Source organism: Trebonia sp. (assembly GCF_030042015.1).
Classification (GTDB): Bacteria; Actinomycetota; Actinomycetes; order Streptosporangiales; family Streptosporangiaceae; genus Trebonia.
Genome location: NZ_JASIAL010000188.1, coordinates 1 through 12,323, shown reverse-complemented (window position 1 = coordinate 12,323; position 12,323 = coordinate 1). Strand labels below are relative to the sequence as shown.

Genomic DNA, 12,323 nt, shown 5'->3' with positions numbered 1-12,323 from the left:
ATAGCCCTGTCCTTGGCGAGCAATCGGGGCGGCGGCAGCGCGTTTCCCGTCGTTACCGTCTTCGTCGAACAGGGGCATCACCTGTGTCGCTCCGCCTGGCGTCCGGTGTATCGTGACGCGTTCCGTGACGGCCACGGCGGCGGGCGTTGCGAGTACGGCACGGCCGGTCACTGCAGCAGTGCAGGCAGGCCGACATCGACGACTGGCTGACCACCGGGCCGGGCGCCTGCCAGGTCCGCGACTTCCTGTCCTGGGCCGCCGCCCGAGGGCACTGCGCGGTGCTGCACGTCCCCCGCCCGGCCAGCCGTGCCGGCACCGCTGCCAGCCAGGACCAGCGCTGGACCCTGGCCGCCCGCCTGCTGCACGACGACACCCTCGACCTGACCGACCGCGCAGCCGGATGCCTGCTCCTGCTCTACGGCCAGCAACTGTCCCGGATCGCCGCCATGACCACCAGCCAGGTCACCACCCGCGACGGCACCGTGCACATCCGCTTCGGCGAGCACCACGTTCCCGTCCCGGACCCGCTCGGCGTCATCCTCACCGAACTGATCCGCACCGGCCGCTCCCACGCCGCCACCGGATCCCCGGCCACCACGCCATGGCTGTTCCCCGGCAGCCTGCCCGGCCAGCCGATCACCGCAAGCTGGCTCGGGCAGCGCCTGCGCAACCACGGCATCTACGCCATGACAGCCCGCCGGGCCGCGCTCACCGGCCTCGCCTCCCGCATGCCCGCAGCCGTCCTGGCCGACCTCCTCCACCTCGCCCCCGGAACCGCCGTCCACTGGATGCACCAGGCAGGAGCCGACTGGTCGGGCTACGCAGCACAGATCGCCCGGACCCGTAATCACCAACCCTGACGAATACCCATGGCTCAGCCCGGCCCAGGCTCAGGCACTCGACATGGCTGGAACATTGCTCTCTACCAGTTTGACCACCGGAACCGGCTGACCGCTCTCCACCGGGGGCTGTCCGCGGCCGACAGCGCGGTCGGCCAGGGGCACCTCCGCGTCGGAGTACAGCATCAGGGCGACCGGCTTCCAGAACTGCAAGAGCTGGCGCCTGGTCGCCGCGAATTAGAAAATCACTATCCCGAACGGGCGGTGGTGCCTGCTACGGCAAACGCCACCGCCCAGCCGGGCGTCCGATACCCCCGAGCTTCTCCTGACCAGACCGCCGAATAGGAGGCCCCGTCCAACGGCGAGGCCATCGGTGACCCCATTGCGCCCCGCTTGGCCGCGCGGCATCCTTGCCCCGCAGGACCGGGTTACCACCACGTCAAGTGACCGCATTGGGCATGCTCCGAGCGGGCAGGGCGCGCGGATCGAATATGTCTGGCCCGCCGCGGCTTCCTCAAGCGCCCGGTACACAGGGTGGGCCGGCTGACGCCGAGCATGTTCGCTACCTGGGTAATGGTGTACTCGCGGCGGCCGTCGGCGGTGCGCTGGCTGGCGAGCTGCCGCGCCAGGCGGACCTGGTCGGCCGACATGGCCCGGGGACGTCCCCCGGCGCGGCCCCGGGCGCGGGCGGCCTCAAACCCCTCATGGGTGCCCTCCACGATCAGCTCGCGCTGGAACTCGTCGATCGCGCCGTGGAACACCAGGCGGCCCTGCGGCATGCCGGTGTCGATGCCCTGCTTGAGCACCTGCAGGTGCACCTTCCGCTCGCTGAGCTCGGCCCCTAGCTCGAGTAGGTGCCGCAGGGAGCGCATGGCGCGAGACAGTCGCGCGATCACGAGCGTGTCGCCGGGCCGCAGCCGGGCCAGGGCCCTGGCGAGTTCGAGGCGGCTGGCGAGCTTGCCACTCGTCCCCTTGTCAATGAAGATCTCGTCGCACCCGGCCGCCGTGAGGGCGTCGCGCTGACTGTCGGGGTTCTGGTCGCGGGTGGAGACGCGGCCGTAGGCTGATGCGGTAGCCGCGCGGCACGGCGTCAGCGGGAGTGTTCATACGAGGACCGCAAAGCAAAGGGCTGAGATTCGCGGTTTGCTGACACAAATTCCCGACGCGGGTTTCCTTACATCTCCGTCCTGTGGAAACGATCGCCGGCCGGCACCCTGGCGGCGCTGTCGGGAAAACGATCGTTTCCGGACGGTCTGGAAGCCGACGCGACGCGCCACCGTCAGGACGACCCGGCAGGCGACCGGGTGGAACCCGACCTCGAGTTCCAGTAGCGTCACGGAACATGCCATTGAGTAACAGCGGCTCTTTGTAGGAGCGACCATGGCATCGTCTTGCATGACTGCGATCTTGCAGTCGTCAAACGCGTGCCTTCGAGTCTACTGAGCAAGCACGGAGAGCCAGTGCTTGTTCTGCTGGACGGTCTCCGCGAACGTGGCCCGCGTCCAAATGTCGTTGATCGGCTCGCAAAGACAGTTGCCGAGGCGCCGGTAGCCGTCGCTGAGCGGCTGGATAAGGTTGCCCTCCGGGTCGATGATCAGGCAGCCAGCGGTTACGCTTTCCGGGGACGCGGCCACCCGTACCGGGGCCGCCTGGCGAGCCACCACTGCGGTGACATCCCGGAAGCTGTCGTCGCGCAGCTCATGCCGACGCTGGCCAGTGTTGACAGCACCGCGCGGACTGTACTGGTACAGCCGCCACACGTCCGGCCGCAGCGACCTGACCAGTTGAGCAAGGCACGGCAGGTCAGCGAGGTTCACCTGGCTGACCACAGTGGCGAGCTTAAGGCTGGTCCCAGGCCTGCCGGCGATCTCAGCCGCCGCCCGCAACACCTCATCGAAGTCCGCCGAAAGGCCGCGCATCGCTTGGTGCACCTCGGCGCACGAGCCGTCCAGGGAAAGGCCGACCACGTCGAACGCGAAATCAAGTCCTTGGTCCATCCGCCGCAGCAGCATCGATCCGTTGGTGTTCAGGACGGTCGTCTTGCCCGCGTCCTTCAACTGCCGGGCGTACTTCCCGATATCGCGGACAAGCAGCGGCTCACCGCCGCAGAACGTCACCGCGCATGCGGAACTCGCCCTGATCGCACCGAGTATGTCCTCCCGCAGCCAGCCGGGATCCTTGCCCGGTTCCGGACCGTAGCAGTAGTCACACGCGAAGTTACACCGGCTGGTGATCCACCAGTCGATTGACGGGAGCATAGCGGATATGGGCTCCGGATTCATACGTGACCGCCCTCATGGCTCACGGAGCGTGAGCGTATCACTAAGCGCAGCCAGGTGAAGTGCCTCGACGGAGTCTGCGGTCATCCATACGGGCAGTTCACCGTTGCTCCACCGCCACAGGCCGATCTCTGGACGGAAATCCGCCCAGATCCTGGCGAGCGCGGTACTGACCGCAGCGTGCCGTGATGACAGGCCGGCTGAGACGAGAGCTTTGACCACCCACGCGGCCGTGTAGTGCCGGAGGTACATGACGTCCCTCCGGCCGTCATCGAACTGGCGCTCGATGAGCTCGCTGGTGCCTTCGAGGTTCTGCCCCTTCGCCAGCCAGGCAGCCGCCTCGTCGATCGCCTCGGTGACGCTGGCCCGGAGCGCGTCGTCGAGAGGCGAGCCGAGCGCGAGGATGAGCGCCCGGACCGAGCGTGCCGTGTGCGGAACGGAGGGCGTTGGCGCGACGAGCCCTTCCTCGACCCTCTGCGACCACAGCCGCCAGCCTCGGAATTGACGGCGCGCCGCGAGCAGCGCCGCCACGATGTCCCCAGTTAGCTGTGGCCGCCGCCCGAACTGCACGCTCGTCTCGAGGAGTGTCGCCAGGATAAATGGCCGCGATCGCTCGACCAACCGCTGCACGCTCGCGGAAAGAACATCGAGTTCGGCGTCGTAGGCGGCTGTGCCATTGACCTGGTGCAGCACGCTGAGCACTGTCGCGGTTCCCTCCGGACTTGGCCGCTGCTGCGTGCGCGCCAAGAACCCGGTGTGCGCATCGGCTAGCTTCTGCAAGAACTCCGCTACGTCCACGAGATCGGCGGCGAGATGCCCCTCGATCAGCATGATGGTCTTGAGGCCATAGGAAGTCGACATCGGCGTCGGCAGTTTCGGCCCCTGGCCTTCGGTCCGGAGGTCCTGCGCCCATCCCGTGCCGTCCGGGCCCGTGGTCCTCGTCTCGCGCAGAGCCGCCGCCACGCGACGGAACACGGTGAGAACCGTCGGCACTGAACTACGGATCAGGCCAGACCGTTCCGGTACGCCGACCTCCGGCTGCTTGAGAACACCTCGCTCCGCGTCGGTCAATGCGACGGCCAGCGCGCTGAGCGCTTCGGTCTCCAGATCGAGCCGCAGCGTCCGCAATGTCGGGGCCGGTCCGGGCGGCGCCGAGCGCCTACGGTGGAGCAGGTCCCAGTTCTTCACCAGCGCGGAGCGACGCCGCCCGAGATCGGCGGAATACAGTTCGTCGGGCGGGTCTTGGGTCAGTTCCAGTGACAGGCTCACATCGGCGACGATGCTGTATGTCGGCTCGAGCCGCGCCGCGGCCGTGCGGACGGCCCGCACAACTGCCTGCTCCACGCTGGTTCCCCCGGCGTCGCGGACGCTGGCAAGGCCCGCTAGCGAGTCGAGCGCGGGCCCGGTGTCACCGAGGCGCTCCTCTCGCAAGCCCGCTCTGGCACGCAGGCTCTTGAGCGCGGAAGCGACCCCGGCCGCGATCGAATCCAGCGGCTCAGCCATGGCTGCTGGTTTTTTCCACGTTGGGACCGCCTATCACGTCAGGACAGCTTGGCCTCCTGGAACCCGCCAGACAATATCACAAGTTTCCGTCACTCGCTCGACAGTTGCCTCGACAATTGTCCGAAAGGTTCCGACAATTGACGTTTACCGTAGCTACCGCCGGGTAGCCCGTAAGTGGAGGACTCTCAACGGCGAGGCTGGCCTACCCCTACACTCCTCTGCTCACGCAGGGGAACCCTCACCAAAGGAGGGTCAGGGTGAACACGATTACCCAACCCAAGCACCAGCCCCTGCCGACCAGCGCCGAGGGCTCCTACCTAGCCGGACCAGGAAGAACCCTCAACCGGCACATCGCCGAACTCCGGCACCGCCAGCTTAGTGCCAGAGTCCGGAGCCAGCAATCCGCTCATGCCTGCACGCTTTCCGAACGCGTGACGCGGGAACAGGCACTCGGCCATCGTGGCGGCAGCCTTCCGTGGCTTCTCCGGTGTCTCATCCCGGTCGGGATAACCGTGGAAGCCGCCACCGCCTATGTAGGTGTTGCGGCAATTGTCACCGCCCAGGCACTTGCCGTCAGCCTGTCCGCACTGACTGCGTTCGTCGCCGCCGGCACTGCCTGCCTGATCGCCAACCGCCGCCTGAACCGGCTGCCGGTGCCAGCGATCGGCCGTGTGCTGGAAGCCATCTTCGTCGCGGTCCTGTTCACGCTGCGCTACGGGAGCTTGCGCACACTCAGCGTAGGCGCACTGGACGCTGGCGGCGCGGCCACACTGGCCCTGCTGATCAGCACGCTCGGCCTGGCCGGCATCGAGGAGATCGTCGTGGAGACCCAGACTCTCGCGATGTGGCTCCAGTCGATCAAGACCAGGTACCGCCAGTGGCGGCATGCTGCCGCTGCAGCGCGCCTGCGCCAAGTGGACGCGGGCATAGAAGCCGCGCTGGCCAGATTGGAGCAGGACTTCATCGGCTTCCTGCTATGGGCCGAAGGCCTTCCGCTGGACCAGGCCAGCGAGCGTGCCGCCGCCCTGCGCGCGGCGATGGAGACGTGACATGCGGTACAGCTGGATACTCGCAGCGGCAGCCGCCACCGTCGTGCTCTCCGGCTGCGGCTCGATCTCCGATCTGACCAGCACCGCCGCCACCACCGCGCAGACGTGCCCGCACCCAGACGGCATGATTCTCGTCATCGGGGCGCACCGCGATGTCCCCGCGCCGCAACTCGATCCGCTCCTAGAGTGCGAGCTCACAGCGGTTATCGGTACCGGTGGCCCCGTACGGATCCTGATTCCAGACAGTCCCCCGCAACTGATCACCCCGCAACTGGAGCCGGTAAATGGCGGGACGCTCGCCCAGCAGGCATCCCCGCGAGTCCAGCACGATGTTCAGCTCACCGACCAGGCCGTCAGCAACGCCAGGCCGGACGCACCAGGAGTCGACGACCTGAACGCACTCGCTGTAGCGGCGGACGAGGCCGATACCCTTGGCGGCACAGGGATCGAAATCGTCCTGATCGACTCTGGGCTCGATGATCGCGGCGCGCTGAACTTTACCGTGCCCGGACTGCTGGCGGCCACCCCCGCAGAGGTGGTCAGTCAGCTCAGGGCCACAGGCAACCTGCCCGAACTGCACCGGCTAACCGTCGTTCTCGTCGGCCTCGGCTACACGGCGCCGCCGCAGGCACCACTATCGGCCAAGTGGCGCGCCAGCCTCACCGCTATCTGGCGCGCCGTCGTGTCCGCCGCAGGTGCCAGGGTCCGCATCATCCCTCAGCCGGGGCTCTCCGCTTCCGTCGTGACCGATGAGCCCGTCCGCCTGGTGCCGGTACCGTCGGCCGGTTACATACACCCGGCAGCCGGCCAGACGATTGTGTTCAGCGGGATATCCGCGGTCCGCTTCCAGCCGAACAGCACCGCGTTCGTCGACCAGGTGGCCGCCATCGAAGCGCTAGCACCGATCGCCCACTGGCTCGCTGCCGACCCGGCCCGCCACGCCGAGCTGGAAGGGACGACCGCCGACGTCGGCCCAATGTCCGGACAGGTCGAGCTCTCGCTGCTGCGCGCCGACCGCGTGAAGGCGGCGCTCATCTCCCTGGGCGCTCAGCCGACGCAAATTACCACAACCGGCGTCGGCAGCGACTTCCCGCAGTTCGCCCCCGACCGAGACGCGGACGGAGCGCTGCTGGCCGGACCGGCCACCCTGAACAGGTCGGTCCGGATCACCCTGTCATGACGAGCACGATCCGCTTGTCCGTCGGCGAGGCGGGGGGACCTATGAAACGCAGCACGGTCAGGCCACCGATGACATCCACGACCAGTCGAACGGGCCGAGGATGAACAGGGTCACCGTGGCGAAGGTGTCGCTGACGCTCGGACCTCACGCCGCTCTGGCCGGTACGGCACGAGACCTCGGCGAGGCCCTGTGTCCAGCGGGCACAAGCCGCCGGAGTCCGCAAGCGGGAACTGGGCAAGGCCGAGAAACAGATCCAGCATTTTGTACCTTTTACAACCTTTGGAACAAGTCGTGAGCCATGTCATGGCCCGTTTGGAGCTGCTGCGATGACCGTCGTACTCCCGCTGGGGGCTCTCGGGGCGCTGCGCGACGCGCTCGACTGCGAACTGCCGGGCGCGGTATGCCTGCGCCGGGAACTCCATGCCCGACCCAGCCTGTCCGGCCAGGAGGAGCCCACCCTGAACCTGCTCCTGGACGCCCTCCCCGGCGGGGCCGACGCCGAGCGGGTAGCCGGCACCGGGGCCGTGCTGCGGATCAGCGCGCCGGGCCCAGCAGTGGGCGTCCGCACCGAACTCGACGCGCTGCCCATCACCGAGGCCACCGGCGTGCCCTGGGCAGCCAGGCCCGGTGCCATGCATGCCTGCGGCCATGACATCCACATGGCGGCGCTCGTCGCACTGGCCCGCGCCCTGCACGAGGTAGGCCCGCCCGTCCCCATGCTGGCCATACTGCAGCCTCGCGAGGAAGGTCCCCCGTCGGGAGGCCGCGATGTCGTCTCCTCCGGCCTGCTGCAGGATCACCAGCTCGCTGCCATGGCCGCCGCGCACGTGCAGCCGCTGCTGCCGGCCGGTGATGTGGCCTGTGCGCCGGGGGTGATCAACGCTTCGGCCGACAGGTTCCGCGTAACCATGGCAGGCAGCCCCGGGCATGCTGCCTACCCGCACCTCACCCATGATCCAGTGCTGGCCCTGGCCAACTTCGTGGTCAGCGTTCAGCAACTGGTCAGCAGGAACACAGACCCGATGCAGCCAGCGGTGGTCACCGTGGGCACGCTGGCCGCGGGCGAGGCCGCCAATGCCATCCCGGGCACAGCTACCGCCCAGGGCACCATGCGGGCCATGTCGGAAGCGCACCGCACCCGCTTGCATGAGCGGCTCCGCGACGTCGCCAACGGCATCGGGCTGGCACATGGCTGCACCGCGAAGGTAGTGATCGATCCCGGCATGCCGGTGCTCGACAACGACCCAAGCCTGGCCGCGCTGACCGCGGAACAGCTGACCCGGCTCGGCGTCAGAGTCACTGAGCCACTGCGCACCTGCGGGGCGGACGACTTCTCGTTCTACAACAGCGTGGCCCCAGGGCTGATGCTGTTCGTCGGCACCGACGGCCAACCGGGTTCGGGCCTGCACACCGCCACGTTCCTGCCCAGCGACCGTGCCGTCGGCGACCTGGCCCACGCCCTGCTGGCCTGCTACCTGGCCGGCTGCGCCACCATCACGGGCTGATCAGCCTGCCCAGGCGACGTCGGTCAATGTCACTGCTGGCTAAGAACCCGCTCAGTCTGCTTTGCGCGCTCGCCGAGGACATGCCTCGATCACGCACCGTGATCGAGGCTGAGGACCGGAGGCTGATAGATCGCCGACTCTGTCGCTGTCAGCGACCGTGCCGATGGGCTCAGTCCGGCGCGCAGAACATCTGTTATCTGGAGCCGTCCCTGCCCACGTCGGGCCTGACCAAGACGTCTGCGGCGTTGACATGCAGCTGAACAGCGCTCACATAGTAGCAGGTTAGTTATGAAACAGCCGCGAAAAGGGGATTCGCACGGGCTCTGCGGCGGAGGCACTGAGCCATTTTCATCCTGTTTGTGATGGGTTCGTCACGGTCTGATCACCTCCCGGCGTGTCGCTGCCGGAAATGAGGAAGCCCCCGGTAGATGAGCTAGTCGACCAAAACTCGCTTCATCACCACTACCAGGGGCTTCCATGCTGTTCTACCGTGCCGCGCTGCCGTTGTCCCGCAAGACCCTGACGTTTGTGGCCGGGATCATCCGCCGGCACCGGGCCTCGATCGGGTCGTGCTGGCGGAAGCTGAACCCCGGGCAGCAAGCCCTGCTGGTGCTGGCTCACCTGCGCAAAGGCGAGACGCTCGCCGAGCTGGCGGCCGGGTTCGGAGTCGGTGTCACCACCGCCTGGCGGTACGTGAACGAGACGGTCGCGCTGCTGGCGGCCCGGGCGCCGAAGCTGCGCAGGGCGGTCCGGGACGCGAAGAAGGCCGGGTACGCCTATGTCGTTGTCGACGGGACGCTGATCCCGATCGACCGGGTGGCCGCCGACCGGCCGTTCTACTCCGGCAAGCACAAGAAGCACGGGATGAACCTGCAGGTCATCGCCAGCCCTGGCGGCGACATCTTGTGGGTGTCCGGGGCGCTGCCCGGGTCGGTGCACGACAAGAAAGCCGAGTGGATCTGGGGCGTGCTGGCCGAACTGGAGGCCGCGGGCCTGGTCACCCTGGCCGACAAGGGCTATCTGGGCAGCACGTACGCGAAGATCCCGTACCGGGGGAAGAACAAGCCCGAGTCCCAAAAGCAGGCCAACAAAGCGCACGCGAAGCTCCGCGCACCCGCAGAGCGCGCGAACGCCCAGCTGAAGAACTGGCGCATCCTCCGCAAGCTGCGCTGCTGCCCGTGGCGCGCCGGGCAGCTCGCCAAGGCCATCCACGTGCTGCAGATCCGCGAGGCATAACCAGGATGGAAAAGGCTGACTGTCTAGGTAATGCGCCCATCGCCTAGGGAAAGCACATAAACACCTGATTGCCGCGACTTGCCGGTCACCTCTTGTCGCGGCTTCGGTGGGACTATGTATGTACGTGAACGGCCTCATATACTAGTAAGTCGGGCTGCTGGCGGTATGGCCCTACCTGTGCTTGAGGTTAGCCGTCTCGATGATGGCCCGGGCATCGAGGTTTTGTCCCGTCGTGTATTGGCCGACGGCAACGCAATTGCCGGGTGCCGGGCAGTGCACCGAGTCGAGGAAGGCGTAATGGTGCGAGGCTGCGACCGCCGCTGGGGGAAGGGGTGCCTTCGCCGCCGTCCAGGTTCCGTCCGACAGCGTGTCGATCACGCTGTCAGTTGCCCCGCTGAGAGATGTGTAGGGCGCGAAGGCCACGCAGGAGCCGGCCGCCCAGCACGCGACGGCTTCCGTTTCGAAAGTACCCGCGTACTGCGAAAGCCCTGCCTGGGATGCTGCGGCATCGCCGGGCAGCGGGAGTACCGCCGGGGTCCAGGAACCGCCGGACAGCGTCTCGGCCAGGTACCGGGCCAGGCCACCGTCGCTTGCGTATTGTCCTACTGCCACGCAGTTCCCCGGCATGAGGCAGGAGATCCCGACGAGTTCGGCGAGGTTGCCGTCTGCCGCGCCGCGCGGCAGTGGCACCGTCGCTGGCGTCCACGACCCGCCGGACAGCGTGTCGGCGAAGGGCGCGGACGCACCGCCGTGCACGGTGTACTTCCCGACAGCGATGCACGATCCGATGGCCGGGCATGCCGCGCCCTCGAGGGCGGCCGTTACTACCGACCCCGTGCCGGGAACCGCGCCTGCGGGAACCGCGCCTGCGGGCAGCGGTGCCCGCATGGCCGTCCATCTCCCACCGGACAGCATCTCGATGAGCGCCTGCCAGCCGTTGTTCTGGTCGAGGTAATAGCCGGTGGCGATGCACGTGCCCTGGGCCGGGCACTCGACATCATCCAGTTGCGCAGACGTCTTCCGGTCCGCATCTGGTGGCAGTGGCAGGCCGGATGCGGTCCAGGTGCCATAGGAGAGCGTCCCGGCGACGAGGCCGAGGCTGCCCAGGGCGTTGTCGTAAGCCCCTACGGCCACGCAGGAGCCGGGTGCCGGGCAGGCGACCGCAGTGAACCCGGAAACCTTCGTGCCGGCCACGCCGACGGAGGCCGTCCATGTGCCGCCCGAAAGCGTCTCGACCAAGGGTTTGTTGGAGTTAAGGCCGCCTTGTCCACCGTAGAGGCCGACGGCCACGCAGTTTCCTGCAGCAGGGCACGCCACGCCGTACAGCCTGGCGCCCAGCGGGCTTGCGCCGACGGCACCCGCAGGCAGCGGCGCCTGCCCCGCGGTCCACGCGAGGGGCGCCGGGGATGCGCCCCCGAACACTGCCGGCGGCCAGCGTGCCAGCCACCCGGCCGCCCCGGCCGCGGCGAGCACAGCGGCTGCCGCCACCATGATCGCCTTACGGTGCCGGTGCGGCGGGCCTGCAGACAGGATCCTCCGCTGTTTCCGGGCACGGCGAGATGATGACGCGTGACCCGGGCCGAAGTCGGAGGCGGCGCCGGGTGCGAGCCGGAAGGCAGTTTGCGTTGGCATGTCGGAAGTGCCTTCCGATGGCGGGGCGGAGGCTGCCATGGTCGCCGGGTGCGGCGCGGGGGTGCCGGGAACGGCCTGCTGCGCTGCGACCGGCGCACTGCCCGCGGCGGCGCTGCCGACGGGCAGCACGGTGCCGTCAGGAGCGAGCGCGCGGGTGACGGCCTGCGCGTCCGGGCGCATGGCCGGATCTTTGGTCAGCAGCGCGCCGATCAGCTCCCCCAGCAATCCGGCGTGCTCCGGGGGGTCCGGGGAGCGGGTGAGGATGGCCGCCATGATCGCGGTCAGGGTCGGGCCGCCGAACGGCGGTCGGCCCTCAACGGCGGCGTACAGCGTGGCACCCAGCGCCCACATGTCCGCAGGCGGACCAGCATCGCTGCCTTCCAGCTGCTCGGGTGCCATGTAGAAGGCGGTGCCGATCCGCGTTCCGGCGCTGGTCAGCCTAGTCGTGGCGTCGATGATGCGGGCGATGCCGAAGTCGGTCACGATGACCCGGCCTTCGGCCAGCAGTATGTTGTCTGGCTTCAGGTCACGGTGCACGATCCCGGCCCTGTGCGCGTGCGCTAGCGCGCCCGCTACTTGCGCGCCGACCTCCGCTGCCTGCTGCCACGGAAGGCGTCCGGCCGCGGCGATCCTGGCGCTGAGTGCCTCCCCGGGGACGTACTGCATCACGATCCACGGTGTACCGTCATGTTCGACCACGTCATGTATGGTGACCACGCCGGGGTGGTCCAGCCGGGCCGCCGCCCGCGCCTCGCGCATCGTGCGGGCGGCCAGGTCGGCGTGCTGTCCTGGCGACTGCGGTGGCAGCAGGATCTCCTTGATGGCCACTACCCGGTCCAGCAGCTGGTCATGACCGCGCCACACCCGGCCCATGCCGCCCTGCCCCACGGGCTCGGCCAGCAGGTACCGCCCGCCGACCAAAAGCCCCGCCTCACCCGCCATGGCAGGATAATAGGCGAAAGCCCCAACTCCCGGCGCCCGGCAAGCCCTCGCAGTTCCTCGTGGCCGAAAAATGTGAGTTTCGGTTCACTTACAGTAAGTCAGCTTAAAGGCCCTGGGGATCGCCGCGATGAGCTCGTGGGACTGCACTCAAATCACTA

9 protein-coding genes are annotated in these 12,323 nt (G+C 68.2%); 5 read left to right on the top strand and 4 right to left on the bottom strand.

Annotated features, from left to right (window positions below; translation table 11 throughout):
* Positions 1–146: 146 nt before the first annotated feature.
* Positions 147–860 (top strand): hypothetical protein, encoded by a 714-nt coding sequence (locus tag Q1N79_RS09655; protein WP_300607065.1) that lies wholly within the window; start codon positions 147–149, stop codon positions 858–860.
* A 407-nt stretch (positions 861–1,267) separates the two neighbouring features.
* Here the strand turns inward: Q1N79_RS09655 and Q1N79_RS09650 are convergent, their stop codons facing one another.
* The 3 genes from Q1N79_RS09650 to Q1N79_RS09640 form a co-directional block, all read right to left on the bottom strand.
* Complete coding sequence (locus tag Q1N79_RS09650) at positions 1,268–1,933, bottom strand: recombinase family protein (RefSeq protein WP_300607067.1); 666 nt, start codon at positions 1,931–1,933, stop codon at positions 1,268–1,270.
* Between the two features lie 342 nt (positions 1,934–2,275).
* Positions 2,276–3,097, bottom strand: coding sequence for a radical SAM protein (locus tag Q1N79_RS09645; protein ID WP_300607062.1), 822 nt, complete (start codon positions 3,095–3,097; stop codon positions 2,276–2,278).
* 36 nt (positions 3,098–3,133) lie between these two features.
* On the bottom strand, positions 3,134–4,621 hold the full coding sequence (locus Q1N79_RS09640; RefSeq protein ID WP_300607060.1) for a hypothetical protein: 1,488 nt from the start codon (positions 4,619–4,621) through the stop codon (positions 3,134–3,136).
* Positions 4,622–4,878: 257 nt separating this feature from the next.
* Between Q1N79_RS09640 and Q1N79_RS09635 the strand changes: the two genes are divergently transcribed.
* The 4 genes from Q1N79_RS09635 (at position 4,879) to Q1N79_RS09620 (ending at position 9,591) form a co-directional block, all read left to right on the top strand.
* Positions 4,879–5,670 carry a hypothetical protein gene (locus Q1N79_RS09635; protein WP_300607057.1) on the top strand — a complete coding sequence of 264 codons (792 nt, stop codon included), beginning with the start codon at positions 4,879–4,881 and terminating at the stop codon, positions 5,668–5,670.
* 1 nt (position 5,671) lies between these two features.
* Positions 5,672–6,850 carry an OmpA family protein gene (locus Q1N79_RS09630; RefSeq protein ID WP_300607055.1) on the top strand — a complete coding sequence of 393 codons (1,179 nt, stop codon included), beginning with the start codon at positions 5,672–5,674 and terminating at the stop codon, positions 6,848–6,850.
* A gap of 326 nt (positions 6,851–7,176) precedes the next feature.
* On the top strand, positions 7,177–8,355 hold the full coding sequence (locus Q1N79_RS09625; RefSeq protein WP_300607052.1) for a M20 family metallopeptidase: 1,179 nt from the start codon (positions 7,177–7,179) through the stop codon (positions 8,353–8,355).
* 477 nt (positions 8,356–8,832) lie between these two features.
* The gene (locus Q1N79_RS09620; RefSeq protein ID WP_300607049.1) at positions 8,833–9,591 is read left to right on the top strand and encodes a transposase family protein; all 759 of its coding nucleotides are present in this window, start codon (positions 8,833–8,835) and stop codon (positions 9,589–9,591) included.
* Between the two features lie 171 nt (positions 9,592–9,762).
* Here Q1N79_RS09620 and Q1N79_RS09615 read toward each other — a convergent pair whose 3' ends face one another.
* Positions 9,763–12,165 (bottom strand): serine/threonine-protein kinase, encoded by a 2,403-nt coding sequence (locus Q1N79_RS09615; protein WP_300607046.1) that lies wholly within the window; start codon positions 12,163–12,165, stop codon positions 9,763–9,765.
* Positions 12,166–12,323: the final 158 nt, after the last annotated feature.

Coding starts and splice junctions, on each gene's coding strand:
- Q1N79_RS09645 (WP_300607062.1), bottom strand. CDS start 3,097: ATGCTCCCGTCAATCGACTGGTGGATCACCAGCCGGTGTAACTTCGCG.
- Q1N79_RS09640 (WP_300607060.1), bottom strand. CDS start 4,621: ATGGCTGAGCCGCTGGATTCGATCGCGGCCGGGGTCGCTTCCGCGCTC.
- Q1N79_RS09630 (WP_300607055.1), top strand. CDS start 5,672: ATGCGGTACAGCTGGATACTCGCAGCGGCAGCCGCCACCGTCGTGCTC.
- Q1N79_RS09625 (WP_300607052.1), top strand. CDS start 7,177: ATGACCGTCGTACTCCCGCTGGGGGCTCTCGGGGCGCTGCGCGACGCG.
- Q1N79_RS09620 (WP_300607049.1), top strand. CDS start 8,833: ATGCTGTTCTACCGTGCCGCGCTGCCGTTGTCCCGCAAGACCCTGACG.
- Q1N79_RS09615 (WP_300607046.1), bottom strand. CDS start 12,165: ATGGCGGGTGAGGCGGGGCTTTTGGTCGGCGGGCGGTACCTGCTGGCC.